The sequence below is a fragment of the Enterobacter wuhouensis genome, assembly GCF_035835995.1.
In the GTDB taxonomy this organism is placed as follows: domain Bacteria; phylum Pseudomonadota; class Gammaproteobacteria; order Enterobacterales; family Enterobacteriaceae; genus Enterobacter; species Enterobacter wuhouensis.
Window position 1 is genome coordinate 847,652 of sequence record NZ_CP142124.1, and the last position, 23,736, is coordinate 871,387.

20 protein-coding genes are annotated in these 23,736 nt (G+C 56.2%); 16 read left to right on the plus strand and 4 right to left on the minus strand.

From position 1 onward, the window contains the following. Positions 1–5: 5 nt before the first annotated feature. From leuC to leuL, 4 genes are all read right to left on the minus strand, one after another. The gene (leuC, locus tag VPX56_RS04120; RefSeq protein ID WP_131633960.1) at positions 6–1,406 is read right to left on the minus strand and encodes a 3-isopropylmalate dehydratase large subunit; all 1,401 of its coding nucleotides are present in this window, start codon (positions 1,404–1,406) and stop codon (positions 6–8) included. 2 nt (positions 1,407–1,408) lie between these two features. Continuing rightward, positions 1,409–2,500 carry a 3-isopropylmalate dehydrogenase gene (leuB, locus tag VPX56_RS04125; protein ID WP_131633959.1) on the minus strand — a complete coding sequence of 364 codons (1,092 nt, stop codon included), beginning with the start codon at positions 2,498–2,500 and terminating at the stop codon, positions 1,409–1,411. Next, complete coding sequence (gene leuA, locus VPX56_RS04130) at positions 2,500–4,071, minus strand: 2-isopropylmalate synthase (protein WP_131633958.1); 1,572 nt, start codon at positions 4,069–4,071, stop codon at positions 2,500–2,502. The genes leuB and leuA overlap by 1 nt, the downstream gene beginning before the upstream one ends. A gap of 90 nt (positions 4,072–4,161) precedes the next feature. After that, entirely contained in the window at positions 4,162–4,248 is an 87-nt protein-coding gene (gene leuL, locus VPX56_RS23000) for a leu operon leader peptide (RefSeq protein ID WP_071786497.1), read from the minus strand. A 637-nt stretch (positions 4,249–4,885) separates the two neighbouring features. On the opposite strand from leuL, the gene leuO reads away from it, so the two are divergent. The 16 genes from leuO (at position 4,886) to VPX56_RS04210 (ending at position 23,735) form a co-directional block, all read left to right on the plus strand. Further along, positions 4,886–5,830 carry a transcriptional regulator LeuO gene (leuO, locus tag VPX56_RS04135; RefSeq protein ID WP_131633957.1) on the plus strand — a complete coding sequence of 315 codons (945 nt, stop codon included), beginning with the start codon at positions 4,886–4,888 and terminating at the stop codon, positions 5,828–5,830. 379 nt (positions 5,831–6,209) lie between these two features. Next, entirely contained in the window at positions 6,210–7,934 is a 1,725-nt protein-coding gene (gene ilvI, locus VPX56_RS04140) for an acetolactate synthase 3 large subunit (RefSeq protein ID WP_131633956.1), read from the plus strand. Position 7,935: 1 nt separating this feature from the next. Continuing rightward, on the plus strand, positions 7,936–8,427 hold the full coding sequence (ilvN, locus tag VPX56_RS04145) for an acetolactate synthase small subunit (protein ID WP_014068890.1): 492 nt from the start codon (positions 7,936–7,938) through the stop codon (positions 8,425–8,427). 179 nt (positions 8,428–8,606) lie between these two features. Next, positions 8,607–9,611 carry a catabolite repressor/activator gene (gene cra / locus VPX56_RS04150; RefSeq protein WP_125914447.1) on the plus strand — a complete coding sequence of 335 codons (1,005 nt, stop codon included), beginning with the start codon at positions 8,607–8,609 and terminating at the stop codon, positions 9,609–9,611. A gap of 601 nt (positions 9,612–10,212) precedes the next feature. Continuing rightward, positions 10,213–10,671 (plus strand): division/cell wall cluster transcriptional repressor MraZ, encoded by a 459-nt coding sequence (gene mraZ / locus VPX56_RS04155; RefSeq protein WP_014882537.1) that lies wholly within the window; start codon positions 10,213–10,215, stop codon positions 10,669–10,671. A gap of 2 nt (positions 10,672–10,673) precedes the next feature. Beyond that, positions 10,674–11,615: a 16S rRNA (cytosine(1402)-N(4))-methyltransferase RsmH gene (gene rsmH / locus VPX56_RS04160; protein ID WP_131633955.1), complete on the plus strand. Its 942-nt coding sequence runs from the start codon at positions 10,674–10,676 to the stop codon at positions 11,613–11,615. Beyond that, on the plus strand, positions 11,612–11,977 hold the full coding sequence (gene ftsL / locus VPX56_RS04165; protein ID WP_119935540.1) for a cell division protein FtsL: 366 nt from the start codon (positions 11,612–11,614) through the stop codon (positions 11,975–11,977). Before rsmH ends, ftsL begins: the two co-directional genes overlap by 4 nt. Positions 11,978–11,992: 15 nt before the next feature. Beyond that, positions 11,993–13,759, plus strand: coding sequence for a peptidoglycan glycosyltransferase FtsI (locus tag VPX56_RS04170; protein ID WP_119935539.1), 1,767 nt, complete (start codon positions 11,993–11,995; stop codon positions 13,757–13,759). Next, a complete protein-coding gene (gene murE / locus VPX56_RS04175) occupies positions 13,746–15,233 on the plus strand; it encodes a UDP-N-acetylmuramoyl-L-alanyl-D-glutamate--2,6-diaminopimelate ligase (RefSeq protein WP_326470064.1) in 1,488 nt (495 codons plus the stop codon). Before VPX56_RS04170 ends, murE begins: the two co-directional genes overlap by 14 nt. Further along, entirely contained in the window at positions 15,230–16,588 is a 1,359-nt protein-coding gene (gene murF, locus VPX56_RS04180; protein WP_326470066.1) for a UDP-N-acetylmuramoyl-tripeptide--D-alanyl-D-alanine ligase, read from the plus strand. The genes murE and murF overlap by 4 nt, the downstream gene beginning before the upstream one ends. Then, complete coding sequence (gene mraY / locus VPX56_RS04185; RefSeq protein WP_003856353.1) at positions 16,582–17,664, plus strand: phospho-N-acetylmuramoyl-pentapeptide-transferase; 1,083 nt, start codon at positions 16,582–16,584, stop codon at positions 17,662–17,664. Before murF ends, mraY begins: the two co-directional genes overlap by 7 nt. A gap of 2 nt (positions 17,665–17,666) precedes the next feature. Next, on the plus strand, positions 17,667–18,983 hold the full coding sequence (gene murD, locus VPX56_RS04190) for a UDP-N-acetylmuramoyl-L-alanine--D-glutamate ligase (protein WP_326470069.1): 1,317 nt from the start codon (positions 17,667–17,669) through the stop codon (positions 18,981–18,983). Beyond that, entirely contained in the window at positions 18,983–20,227 is a 1,245-nt protein-coding gene (ftsW, locus tag VPX56_RS04195) for a cell division protein FtsW (RefSeq protein ID WP_131633951.1), read from the plus strand. Before murD ends, ftsW begins: the two co-directional genes overlap by 1 nt. Then, positions 20,224–21,288, plus strand: a complete 1,065-nt coding sequence (gene murG, locus VPX56_RS04200; RefSeq protein WP_131633950.1) for an undecaprenyldiphospho-muramoylpentapeptide beta-N-acetylglucosaminyltransferase — start codon at positions 20,224–20,226, stop codon at positions 21,286–21,288. Before ftsW ends, murG begins: the two co-directional genes overlap by 4 nt. 58 nt (positions 21,289–21,346) lie before the next feature. Further along, positions 21,347–22,822 carry a UDP-N-acetylmuramate--L-alanine ligase gene (gene murC / locus VPX56_RS04205; protein ID WP_131633949.1) on the plus strand — a complete coding sequence of 492 codons (1,476 nt, stop codon included), beginning with the start codon at positions 21,347–21,349 and terminating at the stop codon, positions 22,820–22,822. Continuing rightward, positions 22,815–23,735 (plus strand): D-alanine--D-alanine ligase, encoded by a 921-nt coding sequence (locus tag VPX56_RS04210; protein WP_131633948.1) that lies wholly within the window; start codon positions 22,815–22,817, stop codon positions 23,733–23,735. Before murC ends, VPX56_RS04210 begins: the two co-directional genes overlap by 8 nt. Position 23,736 lies beyond the last annotated feature (1 nt).

A 23,736-nucleotide genomic window follows, 5' to 3' on the forward strand; every position in this document is an offset into this window, starting at 1 on the left:
TCTCCTTATTTCAGGCTGCGGATATCGGCGAAATGGCCGGTGACTGCCGCGGCGGCGGCCATTGCCGGGCTGACCAGATGGGTACGCCCACCGCGGCCCTGGCGGCCTTCAAAGTTACGGTTGCTGGTGGAGGCGCAGCGCTCGCCCGGATTCAGGCGGTCGTTGTTCATGGCCAGGCACATGGAGCAGCCCGGCAAGCGCCATTCGAAGCCTGCTTCGATAAAGATCTTATCCAGACCTTCGGCTTCTGCCTGGGCTTTCACCGGGCCGGAGCCAGGCACCACCAGCGCCTGCACGCCCGGCGCCACTTTGCGGCCTTTGGCGATCTCTGCCGCCGCGCGTAAATCTTCGATACGCGAGTTGGTGCATGAACCGATAAAGACTTTATCGATGGCGACATCCGTCAACGGAACGCCAGGCTTCAGGCCCATGTAGGCCAGCGCTTTTTCAGCGCTTGCACGCTCAACCGGATCGGCGAAAGAGGTTGGATCGGGGATGCTGTCGTTGACGGAAATCACCTGGCCTGGGTTGGTTCCCCAGGTCACCTGCGGCGCAATCTCTTCTGCCTGCAGGGTGACAACGGTATCAAAAGTTGCACCGTCATCGGTTTTCAGGGTCTTCCAGTATTCAACGGCATCGACATAATTCTGCTCTTTTGGCGCGTGCAGGCGGCCCTTCACGTAGTTGAAGGTAGTTTCGTCCGGGGCGACCAGACCGGCTTTTGCCCCCATTTCGATGGCCATGTTGCACAGGGTCATACGCCCCTCCATGCTCAGCGCCTGAATGGCTTCGCCGCAGAACTCCACAACGTGGCCGGTGCCGCCGGCGCTGCCGGTTTTGCCGATGATCGCCAGCACGATATCTTTCGCCGTGATGCCCGGCGCGGCTTTGCCCTTCACTTCAATCTTCATGGTTTTGGCGCGGCCCTGCTTGAGGGTCTGCGTCGCCAGTACGTGCTCTACTTCAGACGTGCCGATGCCGAACGCCAGCGCGCCAAACGCGCCGTGGGTCGCGGTATGGGAGTCACCGCACACGATGGTCATGCCCGGCAGGGTAATCCCCTGTTCTGGCCCCATCACGTGAACGATGCCCTGATAAGGGTGGTTCAGGTCGTACAGCTCAACGCCGAACTCGTTGCAGTTCTTAATCAGCTCCTGCATCTGAATGCGCGCCATCTCGCCGGACGCATTGATGTCTTTGGTCTGGGTCGAGACGTTGTGATCCATCGTCGCGAAGGTTTTACCCGGCTGACGTACCGGGCGCCTGTGCGCGCGCAGCCCGTCGAATGCCTGCGGGGAGGTCACCTCATGCACCAGATGGCGGTCGATGTACAACAGCGGGGTTTCGTTTGGCGCCTCGTAGACAACGTGCGCGTCAAACAACTTTTCATATAACGTCTTCGCCATGATTACACCCCTTCAGCGACATAGCGGGCAATGATGTCGCCCATTTCATCAGTACTGACTGCCGCCGTGCCGCGCGCTAAATCGCCGGTACGGATGCCTTCTTCTAACGCGCGGTTAATCGCGTGTTCAATTGCGGTTGCCGCGTCGCCTGCATCCAGGCTGTAGCGCAGCAGCAGGGCCAGAGAGAGGATCTGCGCAATCGGGTTGGCAATGTTTTTTCCCGCGATGTCCGGCGCGGAGCCGCCCGCAGGCTCATACAGGCCAAAGCCTTCTTCATTCAGGCTGGCGGAGGGCAGCATGCCCATGGAGCCGGTGATCATCGCGCACTCGTCTGACAAAATATCGCCGAACAGGTTGGAGCACAGCAGGACGTCAAACTGGGACGGATCTTTAATCAGCTGCATCGTCGCGTTATCGATGTACATGTGCGACAGCTCAACGTCCGGGTACTGTTTCGCAATTTCACCGACGATTTCGCGCCACAGAATGGATGACTGCAGCACGTTCGCCTTATCAATGGACGTCACCTTGTGGCGGCGCTTGCGCGCAGATTCAAACGCGATGTGGGCAATACGTTCAATTTCGAAGCGGTGATACACCTCGGTGTCGAACGCTTTCTCGTGTTGTCCGCTGCCTTCGCGCCCTTTTGGCTGACCGAAGTAGATCCCGCCGGTCAGCTCGCGTACGCAGAGAATGTCGAAACCGTTAGCGGCGATATCCGCACGCAGCGGGCAGAACTCTTCCAGGCCCTGATACAGCTTCGCCGGACGCAGGTTGCTGAACAGCTTGAAGTGTTTACGCAGCGGCAGCAGCGCGCCGCGCTCAGGCTGCTCAGCCGGCGGCAGGTGTTCCCACTTCGGGCCGCCCACGGAGCCAAACAGCACGGCATCGGCGTTTTCGCAGCCTTCAACGGTCGCTTTCGGCAATGGCGTGCCGTGGTTATCGATAGCCACGCCGCCCACATCGTAATGGCTGGTGGTAATTTTCATCGCAAAACGCGCGCGAACGGCTTCCAGTACTTTCAGCGCCTGTGCCATCACTTCCGGACCAATACCGTCGCCCGGCAACACAGCAATATGGTAATTCTTCGACATTACACGGTTTCCTTGTTGTTCTCTTTATTCTGAGCTTTGCGTTGCAACTCTTTTTCGACTTCGGCGGCGCGCCAGATGTTGTTCAGGACATGCACCATCGCTTTGGCAGAAGATTCGACGATGTCGGTCGCCAGACCCACGCCGTGGAAACGGCGGCCGTTGTAGTTGACGACGATATCAACCTGGCCCAGCGCGTTTTTGCCATGGCCTTTGGCCGTCAGGTCATATTTAACCAGCTCAACGTCATACTCGGTGACGCGGTTAATCGCCTGATAGATGGCATCGACGGGGCCATTACCGTTTGCCGCTTCGGCTTTAATGTCGTCACCGCAGGCCAGTTTGACCGATGCGGTGGCGATGTCGCTGGAGCCGGACTGCACGCTGAAGTAATCCAGGCGGAAATGCTCCGGTTCTTCCTGCTGTTTGTTGATGAACGCCAGCGCTTCCAGGTCGTAGTCGAACACCTGGCCTTTTTTATCGGCCAGCTGCAGGAAGGCGTCGTACAGCTGATCCATGTTGTAATCGCTGTCCTTGTAGCCCATCTCTTCCATACGGTGCTTCACTGCGGCACGGCCAGAGCGAGAGGTCAGGTTCAGCTGCACCTGGTTCAGGCCGATGGATTCCGGGGTCATGATTTCATAGTTTTCACGGTTCTTAATGACGCCATCCTGGTGAATACCGGAGGAGTGTGCGAACGCGCCGGTGCCGACAATCGCCTTGTTGGCGGGAATAGGCATGTTGCAGATCTGGCTGACGGTCTGGCTTGTGCGCCAGATTTCGTTGTGATTGATGCGCGTATTCACGTTCATGATGTCTTTGCGCACCTTGATCGCCATGATCACTTCTTCCAGCGAGCAGTTACCGGCGCGCTCACCGATCCCGTTCATTGCCCCTTCAACCTGACGCGCGCCGGCGTGAACGGCGGCGATGGCGTTGCCTACGGCCAGACCCAGGTCGTCGTGGGTATGCACAGAGATAATCGCTTTATCAATATTTGGCACGCGGTCATACAGGCCGGTAATGATGTTGGAGAACTCAAACGGCATGGTGTAGCCGACGGTGTCCGGGATGTTGATAGTTTTAGCGCCCGCGTTGATGGCGGCTTCAACCACGCGCGCCAGGTCTTCGATTGGCGTACGGCCCGCATCTTCACAGGAGAATTCAACGTCATCCGTATAGTTACGCGCGCGCTTGACCATGTACACCGCGCGTTCGATAACCTCGTCCAGCGTGCTGCGCAGCTTGGTGGCGATGTGCATTGGCGAGGTTGCTATAAAGGTATGGATACGGAAGGCTTCGGCCACCTTCAGCGACTCGGCTGCAACGTCGATATCTTTCTCAACGCAGCGCGCCAGGCCACATACGCGGCTGTTTTTAATGGTACGCGCGATGGTCTGTACGGATTCGAAATCACCCGGAGACGAGACGGGGAAGCCCACCTCCATCACGTCGACACCCATGCGTTCCAGAGCCAGCGCGATCTGCAGTTTCTCTTTAACACTCAGGCTCGCCTGTAATGCCTGTTCACCGTCACGTAAGGTGGTATCGAAAATAATGACTTGCTGGCTCATGTGTTAGGTCCTTGTCAGTCTTAGGGCGCCTTGCTACGAGCATAAAAAAACCCGCGCAGTGGCGCGGGTTTTAGTCTTACTGGTGACGATTCAACGCTGAATTTCGCCCGCCAGCCTACCGCGCACAGTGGATGCGTTTAGTAGTAGTAGACCGGTGAAACGAATGGTGCGTGTCATGAATCGTGCTCCGTTAAATTCAATATGCTTTTAGTGGTACTGGATACGACAATCTATGTCAACCCCTGAGGGCGAAAACGTACACTATCGCCCGTTTCGCCAGTCGGTTTACTTTAGCTTATTGTGCTGGTTTTCAATCTCATGACCATTTTAATTGTCTATTTTTGGACTGGCGATTTGCTTTCTGAATGATTTAAACATATTTAATAGCAATTCTACATATTTACTGCATTATCGAAGAGAGGAATAAAATGCCTTTTATTTCACTTATTTATACATGGGGTGAATGGTTTTGGGCTGAGTGGGAATAACGCCATGATAAAAAATTGTTAACTACTATTAGGGCGGCGCAGTTAATAATTTAATAATACTTAAGCCATGATTAACCAGAGGGTGATTGTCTATTCGTCTGGATTATGGTTTCATGCTACCCCTAATGTTATTGATATCAATTAATCTGTTTTCGAATGCCTCATCAATGATGTTTGATAATCTAATCTTTTGATGGGGCTTCCTTTATATTTTCCGAATTTTAAACAATTCTCTTTCGCTGGTCGTATATGCATGGTAAATCATATTTTTCGAACTTATTACTGTACCTTGGCAAAGGGAGTTTAGCGTGACAGTGGAGTCAAGAATGCCAGAAAATAATATTAATCAACCTCAAACCTATGATGGGGTTAAACCGCAATTACGTACAGTGGATCTCAATCTGTTAACCGTATTCGATGCGGTGATGCAGGAACAGAATATTACGCGTGCAGCACAGTCGCTTGGCATGTCTCAGCCTGCCGTCAGTAACGCAGTGGCTCGCCTTAAGGTTATGTTTAATGACGAGTTATTCGTTCGCTATGGCAGAGGTATTCAGCCTACCGCCCGTGCGTTCCAGCTCTTTGGCTCCGTTCGTCAGGCGCTGCAGCTGGTGCAGAATGAGCTGCCTGGATCCGGTTTTGAGCCCTTAAGCAGCGAGCGCATATTCCATCTGTGCGTATGCAGCCCTCTGGATAATTATCTGACGTCAATTATTTACAACAAAGTTGAAGAGATTGCGCCAAATATTCATCTGGTATTTAAATCATCACTTAATCAGAATACAGAGCATCAGCTTCGCTATCAGGAAACAGAGTTTGTCCTGGGGTATGAAGAGTTTCGCCGTCCGGAGTTTTCCTGCGTACCGCTGTTTAAAGATGAAATGGTGTTAGTTGCCAGTAAAAAACACCCGCGTCTGAATTCCCCTCTGCGTGAAAGCGATGTTTATAACGAACAGCACGCTGTTGTTGCGCTCGATAGATATGCGTCATTCAGCCTGCCCTGGTATGACACGCCGGATAAACAAGCGAGCGTTGCGTATCAGGGGATGGCCATGGTCAGCGTGCTGAACGTTGTCTCCCAGACTCAGCTGGTGGCGATTGCGCCGCGCTGGCTGGCAGAAGAATTCGCAGAGCAGCTGGATCTGCAGATTATGCCTTTGCCACTCAAGCTAAACAGCCGTACCTGCTATCTTTCCTGGCACGAAGCGGCCGGCCGTGATAAAGGTCATCAATGGATGGAAGAATTACTTATTAGCGTTTGCCGCCGATAAGGAAGTCAGGATAAATCGCATCACCACGTGCGGTTTGTCCTGTTATTTTCATTGATAGTAAAATTTTATTCTGTGTGGATTTTTTTTGGCGGCTGCCGCACGCTTAAAAATAGATGATTTCCTGAATCATGCCGTTTTTAAGCGATGATTTATTCTCTCCATCCTTTATCTCAGAGGAATTCACCATATCCTCTCTCAATGCCTGTTTTTTCTGCTTTGACGGCCGTTTGTCCCGCCTGGTTTGCCAATTGCCTGCCTCATAACGAGCGGTTAAGGTAACGATCACTCTGCAAAATATAAGATTGGCTTAGCCTAATCGTAAGACGGTGTGGAAATGAATTCTGCTGTCCGTCTATAGCAAAATGCCTGGAGGCAAAGCATGGAGATGTTGTCTGGCGCGGAAATGGTCGTCCGGTCGCTTATCGATCAGGGCGTGAAGCAGGTGTTCGGCTATCCTGGAGGCGCAGTCCTCGATATTTATGATGCGCTTCATACCGTGGGTGGCATAGACCATGTGCTGGTACGTCACGAGCAGGCGGCGGTGCATATGGCTGACGGATTAGCGCGTGCAACGGGTGAGGTGGGCGTTGTGCTGGTCACCTCCGGGCCGGGGGCAACGAATGCCATTACCGGGATTGCGACGGCGTATATGGACTCTATCCCGCTGGTCATTCTCTCCGGGCAGGTTGCCACCTCCCTGATTGGTTACGATGCCTTCCAGGAGTGCGACATGGTCGGGATTTCGCGCCCGGTGGTTAAGCACAGTTTCCTGGTCAAACAAACCGAAGACATTCCAACCGTTTTGAAAAAGGCCTTCTGGCTGGCGGCAAGCGGCCGTCCCGGGCCGGTGGTGGTGGATCTGCCAAAAGATATTCTCAATCCGGCTAACAAGTTGCCGTACGTCTGGCCGGAAGCAGTGAGCATGCGCTCCTATAACCCGACGACGCAGGGGCACAAAGGCCAGATTAAGCGAGCGCTGCAAACGCTTATGGCGGCCAAAAAACCGGTTGTCTACGTTGGCGGCGGTGCGGTTAACGCAGCGTGTGAAACGCAGCTCCGTGAGCTGATCGAAAAGCTCAATCTTCCTGTCGCCTCGTCGCTGATGGGGTTAGGGGCGTTCCCCGCCACGCATCGACAGGCGCTGGGGATGCTAGGCATGCACGGCACCTATGAAGCCAACATGACGATGCACAACGCCGATGCGATCTTTGCCGTCGGCGTGCGCTTTGACGATCGCACGACCAACAACCTGGCAAAGTACTGCCCGAACGCTACCGTGCTGCACATTGATATCGATCCGACCTCAATTTCTAAAACGGTGCCGGCAGATGTGCCGATCGTCGGAGATGCCCGACAGGTTCTGGACCAAATGCTGGATCTGCTGACGCAGGAAACCACGGCACAGCCGCTGGACGACATTCGCGACTGGTGGCAGCAGATCGAACTGTGGCGCGCGCGGCAGTGCCTTAGATACGATACGCAAAGTGAACATATTAAGCCGCAGGCGGTGATCGAAACGATCTGGCGCCTGACGGGAGGCGATGCCTATGTGACGTCTGACGTGGGGCAGCACCAGATGTTTGCAGCCCTTTACTATCCCTTTGATAAACCGCGTCACTGGATCAACTCGGGCGGCTTGGGCACGATGGGCTTTGGCCTGCCCGCTGCGCTGGGGGTGAAGCTGGCGCTGCCGGATGAAACCGTGGTCTGCGTGACGGGGGATGGCAGTATTCAGATGAATATTCAGGAGCTGTCTACGGCGCTGCAGTATGAGCTGCCGGTACTGGTGCTGAACCTGAACAACGGCTATCTCGGGATGGTGAAGCAGTGGCAGGATATGATTTATTCTGGCCGTCACTCTCAGTCGTACATGAATTCCCTCCCGGACTTTGTACGCCTGGCGGAATCCTACGGCCATATCGGCATGCGGGTGAGCGATCCGGCAGAGCTTGAAGCGAAGCTTGGCGAAGCGCTTGAGCACGTGAAGAACAACCGCCTTGTGTTCATGGACGTCATCGTCGACGGCACGGAGCACGTTTACCCGATGCATATTCGCGGGGGTGGTATGGACGAAATGTGGTTAAGCAAAACGGAGAGAACCTGATATGCGCCGGATATTATCGGTATTACTGGAAAACGAGTCTGGCGCATTGTCCCGCGTCATTGGACTTTTCGCACAGCGTGGCTACAACATAGAAAGCCTTACCGTTGCTCCGACTGACGATCCCACGCTGTCACGCATGACCATCCAAACCGTCGGCGACGCCAAAGTGCTCGAGCAGATTGAAAAGCAGCTGCACAAGCTGGTCGATGTGCTGCGCGTGAGCGAGCTGGGGCAGGGCGCCTACGTTGAGCGTGAAGTCATGCTGGTAAAAATTCAGGCGAGCGGATATGGCCGTGAAGAGGTGAAACGCAATACGGATATCTTCCGTGGGCAGATCATCGACGTTACGCCTTCTATATATACGGTTCAGCTGGCGGGGACGAGTGACAAGCTGGACGCTTTCCTGGCGTCGGTGCGGGATGTGGCAAAAATTGTTGAGGTTGCGCGCTCGGGGATTGTTGGCCTGTCGCGCGGCGAAAAGATCATGCGTTAGCTGTCAAAAAGGTTCGCCTCTTTCTGCCCGGTCACCAAAGCCGGGCTTTTTTTTGCACAAACCAACGCGAATGCAGATAAAAGCGATTGCCGCGGTGACTATTCTGCGATTAGATGTTAAAAGATTTAACCATAACCTTGACAGGGCCATGGACTCTTTACTTTTTTTAAGGGGCAATTGTGAAACTGGATGAAATCGCTCGGCTAGCCGGCGTGTCACGAACAACGGCGAGCTATGTGATTAACGGTAAAGCGAAGCAGTACCGCGTCAGCGATAAGACCGTTGAAAAAGTCATGGCGGTGGTTCGTGAACATAACTACCATCCAAATGCTGTCGCAGCCGGTTTACGTGCCGGGCGCACCCGCTCTATTGGCCTGGTGATCCCAGACCTGGAAAATACCAGCTATACCCGTATCGCCAACTACCTTGAGCGTCAGGCCCGCCAGCGGGGCTATCAGCTGCTGATCGCCTGTTCGGAAGATCAGCCTGATAACGAAATGCGCTGTATTGAGCATCTTCTGCAGCGTCAGGTTGATGCCATCATCGTTTCAACCTCGTTGCCGCCAGAGCACCCGTTCTATCAACGCTGGGCCAACGATCCGTTCCCTATCGTTGCGCTGGACCGCGCCCTGGACAGAGAGCATTTTACCAGCGTCGTGGGCGCCGATCAGGATGATGCCGAGATGCTGGCGGCGGAGCTGAGAACTTTCCCGGCTGAAACGGTGCTGTACCTTGGGGCATTGCCGGAGCTTTCCGTGAGCTTCCTGCGTGAACAAGGGTTCCGCACCGCCTGGAAGGACGATCCGCGCGACGTTCACTATCTCTATGCCAACAGCTATGAGCGTGAAGCTGCCGCGCAGCTGTTCGAAAAATGGCTGGAAACGCACCCGATGCCGCAGGCGCTGTTCACCACGTCGTTTGCCCTGCTGCAGGGAGTGATGGATGTTACGCTGCGTCGCGACGGACAGCTGCCCTCCGATTTGGCCATCGCAACCTTTGGTGATAATGAACTGCTCGACTTCCTGCAGTGCCCGGTGCTGGCAGTGGCTCAGCGCCACCGCGATGTGGCTGAACGCGTGCTGGAGATTGTTCTGGCAAGCCTGGATGAGCCACGTAAACCGAAGCCTGGGCTAACCCGCATCAAACGAAATCTCTACCGCCGCGGCATTTTGAGCCGGCATTAATGAATGAGCGGGGCAGTGCAAACAGCCCCGTTTCGCTAAAATAATTTGCAGAAATCATTCCCGTATAAAAATTAGGATAATTCTTTAAGGATCCTACCCTGCTATTTTTCTTAATTCGTTAAGGCTTTTAAATCGCCTTTTAAAGAACATTTATACGATTTTTAAACACCGCTTCTGTCTTATTTTGTTACAAACACCCTTCGGTCGATGAATATTCAGACGTTTTTCCACCATTGCAGCTGGCTTGCGGGCAAGAGAGCCTGCTCGCGCAGTGCCTCGATGCATCTGGCGCTGTCATCCCCGGAGAATATGTCTTAAAATGCCGCCCGCGTCGCAAACTGACACTTTATATTTCCTTGCGATGATATTGAGTGAGCCTTAACGCTAGTGTGCATATTCGGTTTTTTTCTTACAAATATTCATAACGTTAATTTTGCCTCGCCAGTTGTGCAGTTATTAACCAGGTCTGTTTATCTCTGTAAATAGCGCCCTTTCGGCTTCATATAGAGAGAGTCCTGGCTTGACAAGCTTTTCCCTCGCTCCGTAAACTCCTTTAGGTGGGAATTTGTGGGTTAAAGTGGTGAGGAGGGGTGAGGCTGGCATGTTCCGTGGAGCAACGTTAGTCAATCTCGACAGCAAAGGGCGTTTATCGGTACCAACCCGATACCGCGACCAGCTGATCGAGAACGCTTCAGGTCAAATGGTTTGCACCATTGACATCAACTCCCCCTGCCTGCTGCTTTACCCTTTACCCGAATGGGAAATTATTGAGCAAAAGCTGTCGCGACTGTCGAGCATGAACCCGCAGGAACGCCGCGTACAGCGGTTGTTATTGGGACATGCCAGTGAATGTCAGATGGATAGCGCAGGGCGATTACTGATTGCGCCCGTGTTGCGGCAACATGCCGGTCTGACCAAAGAAGTGATGCTGGTCGGGCAGTTCAACAAGTTTGAACTGTGGGATGAAACGACCTGGTATCAACAGGTCAAGGAAGATATCGACGCTGAGCAGTCCGATTCCGCAACATTATCGGAACGGCTGCAGGACTTGTCTCTATAAATATGATGGAAAATTATAAACATACAACGGTGCTGCTGGATGAGGCCGTCAACGGCCTGAATATTCGTCCGGACGGCATCTACATTGATGGCACTTTTGGTCGCGGTGGCCACTCGCGTCTCATCCTCTCTCAGCTTGGAGAGGAAGGGCGTCTGCTGGCAATCGATCGTGACCCGCAGGCGATTGCCGTTGCGCAAACCATCGATGACCCACGCTTTTCCATCGTGCATGGACCTTTCTCTGCGCTCGCGGACTACGTTGCCGAGCGCGATCTTACGGGCAAGATCGACGGGATTCTTCTCGATCTTGGCGTCTCTTCACCCCAGCTTGATGATGCCGAGCGCGGCTTCTCCTTTATGCGCGACGGCCCGCTGGATATGCGCATGGACCCAACGCGCGGCCAGTCTGCCGCAGAATGGCTGCAGACCGCTGACGAAGCCGATATTGCCTGGGTGATCAAAACCTTTGGCGAAGAACGTTTCGGTAAACGCATTGCGCGCGCTATCGTTGAGCGTAACCGTATCGATCCGATGACCCGCACCAAAGAGCTGGCCGAGGTGATTGCCGCGGCTACGCCGGTGAAGGATAAGCACAAACACCCCGCGACGCGTACCTTCCAGGCGATTCGCATTTGGGTAAACAGTGAACTGGAGGAAATAGAGCTGGCGCTAAAAAGCTCGCTCGGCGTGCTGGCCCCGGGAGGGCGGTTGTCCATCATCAGCTTCCATTCGCTGGAAGACCGCATTGTGAAACGCTTTATGCGCGAGCAGAGCCGCGGTCCGCAGGTTCCTGCGGGGCTGCCGATGACGGAAGAACAGCTCAGAAAACTGGGTGGCCGTCAGCTGCGAGCACTAGGCAAGTTGATGCCGGGCGAAGAAGAGGTGGCAGAGAATCCACGTGCCCGTAGTTCAGTGCTGCGTGTAGCAGAAAGGACGAACGCATGATCGGCAGAGTGACAGAGACCCTAAGCAAAGTTAAGGATTCGTTAGGAAGCAACGAGCGCCATGCCTTGCCTGGCGTGATCGGTGACGATCTTTTGCGGTTTGGGAAGCTGCCACTCTGCTTGTTCATTTGCATCATTGTCACGGCTATTACGGTCGTTACGACGGCCCACCATACCCGTTTATTAACTGCGCAACGCGAGCAGATGGTACTGGAACGCGATGCGCTGGATATTGAATGGCGCAATCTGATCCTTGAAGAAAACGCGCTCGGCGATCACAGCCGGGTTGAACGGATCGCAACGGAAAAGCTGCAGCTGCAGCATGTTGATCCTTCGCAGGAAAATATCGTAGTACAAAAATAAGGGAAAACGCGACGCATGAAAGCAGCGGCAAAGACGCTAAAACCAAAACGTCAGGAAGAACAGGCCAACTTTGTCAGTTGGCGTTTTGCGTTGCTTTGCGGCTGCATTTTACTGGCGCTGGGTTTCCTGCTGGGTCGCGTGGCGTGGCTGCAAATCATCGCCCCTGACATGCTGGTCCGTCAGGGGGATATGCGCTCCCTGCGCGTGCAGGAAGTGTCGACTTCCCGTGGCATGATCACCGACCGTTCTGGCCGCCCTCTGGCGGTGAGCGTGCCGGTGAAGGCGATCTGGGCCGATCCGAAAGAGCTGCACGACGCCGGAGGTATCACGCTCGATAACCGTTGGAAGGCGCTTGCGGATGCGCTGAAGATGCCGCTGGACCAGTTAGCCTCACGCGTGAATGCGAACCCGAGAGGGCGCTTTATCTATCTGGCGCGTCAGGTGAACCCTGACATGGCGGACTACATCAAAAAATTGAAGCTGCCTGGGATTCACCTGCGTGAGGAATCGCGCCGTTATTATCCTTCCGGCGAAGTAACCGCTCACCTCATTGGTTTCACCAACGTCGACAGTCAGGGGATTGAAGGCGTTGAAAAAAGCTTTGATAAATGGCTCACCGGCCAGCCCGGCGAGCGCATTGTGCGTAAAGACCGCTATGGTCGCGTAATCGAGGATATTTCCTCAACGGACAGCCAGGCCGCACACAACCTTGCGCTGAGTATCGATGAGCGCTTACAGGCGCTGGTTTACCGCGAGCTGAACAACGCCGTAGCCTTTAACAAGGCGGAATCGGGCAGTGCCGTGTTGGTCGATGTCAGCACGGGTGAAGTGCTGGCGATGGCCAACAGCCCGTCCTACAACCCAAACAATCTCACCGGGACGCAGAAGGATGTGATGCGTAACCGTACCATCACCGACGTGTTTGAACCGGGCTCTACCGTAAAACCGATGGTGGTGATGACCGCGCTCCAGCGCGGCATCGTCAATGAAAGTACCGTTCTGAATACGATTCCTTACCGCATTAACGGCCATGAAATCAAAGACGTGGCGCGTTACAGCGAACTGACCCTGACCGGGGTCTTACAGAAGTCGAGTAACGTCGGTGTTTCCAAGCTGGCGTTAGCGATGCCGTCCTCAGCGTTAGTAGAGACTTACTCACGTTTTGGACTGGGAAAAGCGACCAATTTGGGGTTGGTCGGAGAACGCAGTGGCTTATATCCTCAAAAACAACGGTGGTCTGACATAGAGAGGGCCACCTTCTCTTTCGGCTATGGGCTAATGGTAACCCCGTTACAGTTAGCGCGAGTCTACGCAACGATTGGTAGCTATGGCGTCTATCGTCCGCTGTCGATTACCAAAGTTGATCCACCAGTGCCGGGCGAGCGAATCTTCCCGGAATCTATCGTACGTACCGTTGTACACATGATGGAAAGCGTGGCGCTGCCGGGCGGCGGCGGCGTGAAGGCGGCGATTAAAGGCTATCGCATCGCCATTAAAACCGGTACGGCGAAAAAAGTGGGGCCCGATGGCCGCTACATCAACAAGTACATTGCCTATACCGCAGGCGTTGCGCCTGCAAGCAATCCGCGTTTTGCGCTGGTGGTCGTCATTAACGATCCACAGGCGGGTAAATACTACGGCGGCGCCGTCTCCGCGCCTGTGTTCGGGGCCATCATGGGCGGCGTGTTACGCACCATGAACATCGAACCGGATGCGCTGGCGACGGGCGATAAAAGTGAATTTGTAACTAATCAAGGCGAGGGTACAGGTGGCAGATCGTAATTTGCGCGACCTTCTCGCTCCGTGGGTGCCAAACGCACCGGAGCGAGCACTGCGAGAGATGGTGCTGGACAGCCGCGTGGCTGCGTCTGGCGATCTCTTCGTGGCGGTGTTGGGTCATCAGGCGGACGGGCGTCGTTATATCCCGCAGGCGATTGCGCAAGGTGTTGCTGCCATTATTGCTGAGGCCAAAGATGAGGCAACAGACGGCGAAGTGCGTGAAATGCACGGCGTGCCGGTTATCTATCTCAGCCATCTGAATGAACGTCTCTCTGCACTGGCAGGGCGTTTTTATCACGAGCCGTCCGACCAGCTGCGTCTGGTGGGCGTGACGGGCACTAACGGTAAAACCACCACCACGCAGCTGATGGCGCAGTGGGCGCAGCTGCTGGGTGAAACCGGCGCGGTGATGGGTACCGTGGGTAACGGTCTGCTGGGTAAAGTGAGCCCGACGGAAAACACCACCGGCTCGGCGGTAGATGTACAGCACGTGCTGGCCGGTCTGGCAGAGCAGGGAGCGACCTTCGCCGCAATGGAAGTTTCTTCCCACGGGCTGGTACAGCACCGCGTAGCGGCGCTGAAGTTTGCCGCGTCGGTGTTCACTAACCTGAGCCGCGATCATCTTGATTATCATGGCGATATGGAGCACTACGAAGCCGCGAAATGGCTGCTCTACTCCACCCACCATCACGGACAGGCGATCGTTAACGCAGACGATGAAGTTGGACGTCGCTGGCTGGCGAAGCTGCCGGATGCGGTTGCCGTATCGATGGAAAACCACATTAACCCGAACTGCCACGGCCGCTGGCTGAAGGCGGTTGAGGTGAACTATCACGACAGCGGGGCAACGATCCGCTTTGCTTCCTCATGGGGCGACGGTGAACTTGAAAGCCGCCTGATGGGCGCCTTCAACGTCAGCAACCTGCTGCTGGCGCTGGCGACGCTGCTGGCGCTGGGCTATCCAATGGCCGAACTGCTGGACACCGCTGAGCGTCTGCAGCCGGTTTGTGGCCGTATGGAAGTGTTCAGCGCACCGGGCAAACCGACTGTTGTCGTCGATTACGCCCACACGCCGGACGCGCTGGAAAAAGCGCTGGAAGCGGCTCGCCTGCACTGCGCCGGTAAGCTCTGGTGCGTGTTTGGCTGCGGCGGCGATCGCGACAAGGGCAAACGTCCGCTGATGGGCGCTATTGCCGAGCAGTTCGCGGATATTCCGGTGGTGACAGATGATAACCCGCGCACCGAAGAGCCGCGCGCCATCATCAACGATATTCTGGCGGGTATGCTTGACGCCGGCCGCGCGCGCGTGGTCGAAGGCCGTGCAGAAGCGGTGACTAACGCCATCATGCAGGCGCGGGAGAACGATGTGGTTCTGCTGGCGGGTAAAGGCCATGAAGATTATCAGATCGTGGGCAACCGCCGCCTGGACTACTCGGATCGCGTAACGGCAGCACGGCTGCTGGGAGTGGTGGCATGATTAGCCTTACGCTAGCCCAGGCCGCTGCCATCCTGAACGGCGCGCTGCACGGTCAGGATCTGACGATCGACGCCGTAACGACGGATACCCGCAAAGTCACAGCGGGTTGCCTGTTTGTGGCGCTGAAAGGCGAGCGCTTTGACGCGCATGATTTTGCAGAGCAGGCCAAAGAGAACGGTGCCGGCGCGCTGTTAGTCAGCCGCAAGCTCGATATCGATCTGCCGCAGATTGTGGTGAGCGATACCCGTCTGGCATTCGGTGAACTGGCGGCATGGGTACGCCAGCAGGTTCCAACGCGCGTCGTAGCGCTGACCGGTTCATCCGGTAAAACGTCCGTAAAAGAGATGACGGCGTCTATCCTCAGCCAGTGTGGCAACACGCTTTATACCGCGGGCAACCTAAATAATGACGTTGGCGTGCCGATGACATTACTCCGCCTGACCAAAGAGCATGAGTTTGCCGTGATTGAACTGGGCGCGAACCATCAGGGTGAAATAGCCTGGACCGTGAGCCTGACGCGTCCGGAGGCGGCGCTGGTGAATAACCTTGCCGCCGCGCACCTCGAAGGTTTCGGGTCGCTGGAAGGCGTGGCGAAAGCCAAAGGTGAGATCTACACCGGCTTACCGGCTGACGGCATTGCCATTATGAATGCCGATAACAACGACTGGCTGAACTGGCAGAGCATCATTGGGTCGCGTAAGACCTGGCGCTTCTCGCCGAATGCGGCCAACAGTGACTTTACCGCCACCCATATCCATGTGACGTCGCACGGAACGGAGTTCACCCTCAACACCCCAACGGGTGGCGTGGATGTGCTGCTGCCGCTGCCGGGTCGCCATAACATCGCCAATGCCCTTGCGGCGGCGGCGTTGTCCACGGCGGTCGGCGCGTCTCATGAAGCGATTAAAACGGGTCTGGCAAACTTGAAAGCCGTTCCCGGACGCCTGTTCCCGATCCAGCTGGCGGAGAACAAGCTGCTGCTGGACGATTCCTACAACGCCAACGTTGGCTCGATGACGGCGGCGGCGCAGGTACTGTCTGAAATGCCGGGCTACCGCGTGATGGTGGTCGGTGATATGGCGGAGCTGGGCGATGAAAGCGAAGACTGCCATATCCAGGTTGGCGAAGCGGCGAAAGCGGCGGGAATTGACCGCGTGCTGAGCGCAGGAACGCTGAGCCAGGCAATTAGCCAGGCGAGCGGCGTTGGCGAACATTTTGCCGATAAAGCCGCATTGATTGAGCGTCTTAAGGCGTTGATTACAGAAAAACAAATTGTGACTGTGCTTGTGAAAGGTTCACGTAGTGCCGCCATGGAAGAAGTTGTGCACGCATTACAGGAGAGCGGGACATGTTAGTTTGGCTGGCCGAACATTTGGTCAAATATTATTCAGGCTTTAACGTCTTTTCCTATCTGACGTTTCGCGCCATCGTCAGCCTGCTGACTGCGCTGTTCATCTCCCTGTGGATGGGCCCGCGCATGATTGCCCGTCTGCAAAAACTCTCTTTTGGTCAGGTTGTACGTAACGACGGTCCGGAATCGCACTTCAGCAAGCGCGGTACGCCAACCATGGGCGGGATTATGATCCTGACCGCTATTGTCGTTTCCGTGCTGCTGTGGGCGTATCCGTCCAACCCTTACGTCTGGTGCGTTCTGACGGTTCTGGTGGGGTACGGGATCATCGGTTTTGTCGATGACTATCGCAAAGTGGTGCGTAAAGACACCAAGGGTCTGATCGCCCGCTGGAAGTATTTCTGGATGTCGGTGATCGCGCTGGGCGTGGCCTTTGCGCTGTATCTGGCAGGAAAAGACACGCCAGCCACCGAGCTGGTGGTGCCGTTCTTCAAAGACGTGATGCCGCAGCTGGGGCTGTTCTACATCCTTCTGGCCTACTTTGTGATTGTTGGTACCGGCAACGCCGTTAACCTGACCGACGGTCTGGACGGCCTGGCGATTATGCCGACCGTCTTCGTCGCGGGCGGGTTTGCGCTAGTCGCATGGGCGACCGGTAACATGAACTTTGCGAATTACCTGCATATTCCGTACCTGCGTCATGCGGGCGAGCTGGTGATCGTCTGTACGGCGATTGTCGGAGCGGGCCTCGGTTTCCTGTGGTTCAACACCTATCCGGCTCAGGTCTTTATGGGTGACGTCGGTTCTCTGGCGCTCGGTGGCGCGCTGGGCATTATTGCCGTGCTGCTGCGCCAGGAGTTCCTGCTGGTGATCATGGGCGGCGTATTTGTGGTTGAAACCCTGTCGGTCATCCTTCAGGTCGGTTCGTTCAAGCTGCGCGGTCAGCGCATCTTCCGTATGGCGCCGATTCACCATCACTATGAACTGAAAGGCTGGCCGGAACCGCGCGTCATCGTGCGCTTCTGGATTATTTCGCTGATGCTGGTGCTGATTGGCCTGGCAACGCTGAAGGTACGTTAATCATGGCAGATTACCAGGGCAAAAAAGTCGTTATCATCGGGTTGGGCCTGACCGGCCTTTCCTGCGTGGACTTTTTCCTTGCGCGCGGCGTCACGCCGCGCGTGATGGATACGCGTGTCTCTCCGCCGGGTCTGGACAAACTGCCGGAACAGGTTGAACGCCACCTTGGTGGTCTGAATGATGACTGGCTGCTGGCAGCCGATCTGATCGTTGCCAGCCCGGGCATGGCGCTGGCGCATCCTTCTCTGAGCGCTGCTGCGGATGCGGGCGTTGAAATTGTCGGTGATATCGAACTGTTCTGCCGCGAAGCGCAGGCTCCGATTATTGCCATTACCGGTTCAAACGGAAAAAGCACGGTCACTACGCTTGTCGGCGAGATGGCAAAAGCAGCGGGTAAAAACGTCGGTGTTGGCGGCAATATTGGTCTGCCAGCCCTGATGCTGCTGGATAAGGGCTGTGAGCTGTACGTGCTGGAACTCTCCAGCTTCCAGCTTGAAACCACCTACAGCCTGCACGCCGCCGCCGCAACGATCCTGAACGTGACCGAAGATCATATGGACCGCTACCCGTTTGGCCTGCAGCAGTATCGCGCCGCAAAGCTGCGCGTTTACGAAAATGCCAAAATCTGCGTGGTCAATGCGGATGACGCGCTGACCATGCCGGTGCGCGGCGCGGACGAGCGCTGCATCAGCTTTGGTATCACCATGGGTGACTATCATTTGAACCGCCAGCTGGGCGAAACCTGGCTGCGCGTGAAGGGCGAGAAAGTGCTGAACGTGAAAGAGATGAAGCTTTCCGGCCAGCATAACTACACCAACGCGCTGGCCGCGCTGGCGCTGGCGGATGCCGTTGGGCTGCCGCGCTCGTCCAGCCTGAAGGCGCTAACGACCTATACTGGCCTGGCGCACCGCTTCCAGCTGGCGCTGGAGCACAACGGCGTGCGCTGGATCAACGATTCCAAAGCCACCAACGTGGGAAGCACGGAGGCGGCACTGAACGGCCTGCACGTGGATGGCACGCTGCACCTCCTTCTCGGCGGTGACGGCAAATCGGCTGATTTCTCCTCCCTGAAACAGTATCTCGCCGGGGATAACGTCCGCCTGTACTGCTTTGGCCGTGACGGTAGTCAACTGGCCGCGCTACGTCCAGAGATTGCCGAGCAAACTGAAACCCTGGAGCAGGCAATGCGTTCCATTGCGCCGCGCGTGAAGCCTGGCGACATGGTGCTGCTTTCCCCTGCCTGTGCCAGCCTCGATCAGTTTAAGAATTTCGAACAGCGTGGTGATGTCTTTACTCGCCTGGCGAAGGAGTTAGGCTGATGCGTTTATCTCTCCCTCGCCTGAAAATGCCGCGCCTGCCAGGATTTGGAATTCTGGTGTGGCTGTTTGCGGCGCTGAAAGGCTGGGTGATGGCTTCGCGGGATAAAGATTCCGATAGCCTGATCATGTACGACCGCATGCTGTTCTGGCTCACGCTCGGGCTTGCAGCGATCGGCTTTATCATGGTGACCTCGGCCTCCATGCCCGTTGGACAACGGCTGGCAAACGATCCCTTCCTGTTCGCCAAGCGTGACGGGCTGTACATCATCCTGGCGTTCTGCCTCGCGCTGGTGACCTTGCGTCTGCCGATGGCCTTCTGGCAGCGGCACAGTACGGCCATGCTGATCGCCTCGATCATCATGCTGCTGATCGTGCTGGTTGTGGGTAGCTCCGTTAACGGGGCATCGCGCTGGATTGCCTTTGGCCCGCTGCGTATTCAGCCTGCAGAGTTCACCAAACTCTCCCTGTTCTGCTATCTGGCTAACTATCTGGTGCGTAAAGTCGACGAGGTGCGTAACAACCTTCGCGGCTTCTTAAAGCCGATGGGCGTTATCCTGGTACTGGCGGTCTTACTGCTGGCGCAGCCTGACCTCGGCACCGTAGTCGTACTGTTTGTGACCACGCTGGCGATGCTGTTCCTGGCGGGTGCCAAGCTGTGGCAGTTCATCGCCATCATCGGGATGGGGATTTCCGCGGTTGTGCTGCTGATCCTCGCCGAGCCTTACCGTATCCGCCGCGTGACCTCGTTCTGGAACCCGTGGGAAGACCCGTTCGGCAGCGGCTATCAGCTGACGCAGTCGCTGATGGCGTTTGGCCGCGGCGAAGTCTGGGGGCAAGGCCTGGGCAACTCGGTGCAAAAACTGGAGTATTTACCCGAGGCGCACACCGACTTCATCTTCTCCATTATTGGGGAAGAACTGGGTTATATCGGTGTGGTATTGGCGCTTTTAATGGTATTCTTCGTCGCTTTCCGCGCCATGTCGATTGGCCGTAAAGCGCTGGAGATCGATCACCGCTTCTCAGGTTTCCTAGCCTGTTCAATTGGTATCTGGTTTAGCTTCCAGGCATTGGTTAACGTCGGGGCCGCAGCGGGTATGCTGCCGACCAAGGGCCTGACGTTGCCGTTAATCAGTTATGGTGGTTCGAGCCTGTTGATTATGTCGACGGCCATCATGTTTTTGTTGCGTATAGATTATGAGACGCGTCTGGAGAAAGCCCAGGCGTTTACACGAGGTTCACGATGAATCAACCGAAGCGGTTAATGGTGATGGCAGGCGGTACCGGCGGACACGTGTTCCCGGGGCTGGCGGTTGCGCACCATTTAATGGATCAGGGCTGGCAGGTACGCTGGCTGGGAACCGCAGACCGCATGGAGGCCGATCTGGTGCCGAAGCACGGTATTGAGATCGACTTTATTCGTATTTCTGGCCTTCGTGGCAAAGGCATCAAGGCGCAGCTTTTAGCGCCCGTGCGCATTTTTAACGCCTGGCGTCAGGCCCGCACCATCATGAAGCAGTTTAAGCCAGACGTGGTGCTGGGGATGGGCGGGTATGTGTCTGGCCCCGGCGGGCTGGCGGCGTGGTCGCTGGGTATTCCCGTTGTGCTCCATGAGCAGAACGGCATTGCCGGCCTGACCAACAAATGGCTGGCGAAAATTGCCACCAAAGTGATGCAGGCCTTCCCAGGTGCGTTCCCAAAAGCGGACGTTGTGGGGAACCCTGTACGTGTAGATGTGTTGGCACTGCCGTTGCCGGATGCGCGCCTGAATGGCCGTGAAGGTCCGGTTCGCGTGCTGGTTGTCGGCGGTTCACAGGGCGCACGTATCCTGAACCAGACGATGCCGCAGGTGGCCGCAAGGCTGGGCGATGCCGTGACCATCTGGCATCAAAGCGGTAAAGGCGCTCAGCAGGCCGTTGAGCAGGCTTACGCCGAGGCGGGGCAGCCGCAGCATAAAGTGACCGAATTTATTGACGACATGGCCGCCGCCTATGCCTGGGCCGATGTTGTGGTTTGCCGCTCCGGCGCGTTAACGGTGAGCGAAATCGCCGCTGCCGGTTTACCGGCGCTGTTTGTGCCGTTCCAGCACAAGGACAGACAGCAGTACTGGAATGCGCTGCCGCTTGAAAAAGCCGGCGCCGCGAAGATTTTTGAGCAGCCACAGTTTACCGCCGATGCGGTCGCCACCACCCTGGCGGGCTGGGATAGAAACGCCTTGCTGGAGATGGCACAGCGCGCGCGCGCGATCGCCATCCCGGATGCGACGGAGCGGGTGGCAAAAGAAGTGAGCCTGGCAGCCCAGGCTTAACCCTCGCAGCGCGTGTTGCGCTGCACGAATTTTTTAAGTAGTCGATGGCGTTTAGAGAATGAATACACAACAACTGGCGAAACTGCGTTCTATCGTGCCCGAGATGCGTCGCGTCCGGCACATTCACTTTGTCGGCATCGGCGGTGCTGGCATGGGCGGTATTGCCGAAGTGTTAGCTAACGAAGGTTATCAGATCAGCGGTTCCGATCTGGCGCCAAACCCTGTTACGCAGCAGCTAGCGTCGCTTGGGGCGACTATCTATTTCAACCATCGCCCGGAAAACGTGCGCGATGCGAGCGTGGTGGTGGTGTCCAGCGCCATCTCCTCTGAAAACCCGGAAATTGTTGCCGCCCATGAGGCGCGTATTCCGGTGATCCGCCGCGCTGAGATGCTGGCGGAGCTGATGCGTTTCCGTCACGGCATCGCGGTTGCGGGCACGCACGGTAAAACCACGACCACGGCAATGGTATCCAGCATTTATGCGGAAGCCGGACTGGATCCGACGTTCGTCAACGGTGGCCTGGTAAAAGCCGCCGGCGTGCACGCGCGCCTTGGACACAGCCGTTATTTGATTGCGGAAGCGGATGAGAGCGATGCGTCGTTCTTGCACCTGCAGCCGATGGTGGCGATTGTCACCAACATCGAAGCCGACCATATGGATACCTACCAGGGTGACTTCGAAAATTTAAAGCAGACGTTTATTAATTTCCTGCACAATCTGCCGTTTTATGGACGTGCGGTAATGTGCGTCGACGACCCGGTGATCCGCGAGCTACTGCCGCGCGTCGGGCGTCAGATTACCACCTATGGCTTTAGCGAAGACGCTGACGTGCGCGTGGAAGAGTACAAGCAGGTTGGGGCGCAAGGGCATTTCACCCTGGCGCGCCAGGACAAAGAGCTGCTGCAGGTTACGCTGAACGCGCCGGGCCGTCATAACGCCCTGAACGCGGCGGCGGCGGTGGCTGTAGCCACAGAAGAAGGCATTGAAGACGAGGCGATCCTGCGCGCGCTGGAAAGCTTCCAGGGCACGGGCCGCCGCTTCGACTTCCTCGGTGAGTTTCCGCTGGATGACGTTAACGGCAAGGCGGGCACCGCCATGCTGGTGGACGATTACGGCCACCACCCAACGGAAGTGGATGCGACCATCAAAGCGGCACGCGCGGGCTGGCCGGATAAAAACCTGGTGATGATCTTCCAGCCGCACCGCTACACCCGTACCCGCGATCTGTATGACGATTTCGCCAGCGTGCTGTCTCAGGTCGATACGCTGCTGATGCTGGACGTTTATTCCGCGGGCGAAACGCCGATTCCGGGCGCTGACAGCCGTTCTCTGTGTCGCACCATCCGCGGACGCGGTAAAGTGGACCCTATTCTGGTTTCGGACCCGGCACAGGCGGCGGAAATTCTTGCCCCGGTGCTGACCGGTAACGATCTGATTCTGATTCAGGGTGCGGGAAATATCGGCAAAATCGCCCGTACCTTAGCCGAAATCAAACTGAAGCCGCAAACTCAGGAGGACGAGCGTCATGGCTGATAAGATTGCTGTCCTGTTTGGCGGCACCTCCGCCGAGCGCGAGGTTTCCCTGAACTCAGGCGCAGCCGTGCTGGCGGGCCTGCGTGAAGGCGGCGTGGATGCGCACCCGGTCGATCCGAAAGAGGTCGATGTGACGCAGCTGAAAGCGATGGGCTTCGATAAAGTCTTTATCGCGCTGCACGGTCGCGGCGGTGAAGACGGCACGCTGCAGGGGCTGCTGGATTTAATCGGCATGCCGTACACCGGCAGCGGTGTAATGGCGTCCGCCATCTCCATGGATAAACTGCGCAGCAAACTGCTGTGGCAGGGGGCAGGCTTGCCCGTTGCGCCATGGGTTGCATTGACGCGCCGTGAATTTGAATTGGGCCTGTCAGACAGCGTTAATACACGCATTGCTGCACTGGGCTTGCCGGTTATTGTTAAGCCGAGCCGCGAAGGCTCGAGCGTGGGAATGTCTAAAGTCGATAAAGCAGGGGATTTGTCCTCTGCCTTAGCGCTGGCATTTCAACATGATGAAGAAGTTCTGATTGAAAAATGGCTCAGCGGGCCGGAATTTACCGTCGCGATGCTTGGCGAAGAAATTTTACCGTCAATTCGCATCCAACCCGCCGGAGTCTTCTATGATTATGAGGCGAAGTATCTCTCTGATGAGACGCAATATTTCTGCCCAAGTGGTCTTGAAGCAGAACGTGAAGCAGATTTACAGTCCCTGGTGCTTAAAGCCTGGAATGTTCTGGGATGCCGCGGCTGGGGACGCATTGATGTGATGCTCGACGGTGATGGGCAATTTTACCTGCTGGAAGCAAATACGTCCCCTGGCATGACCAGCCACAGCCTTGTGCCGATGGCGGCGCGTCAGGCGGGAATGAGCTTCTCGCAGTTAGTCGTACGTATTCTGGACCAGGCGGGCTGAT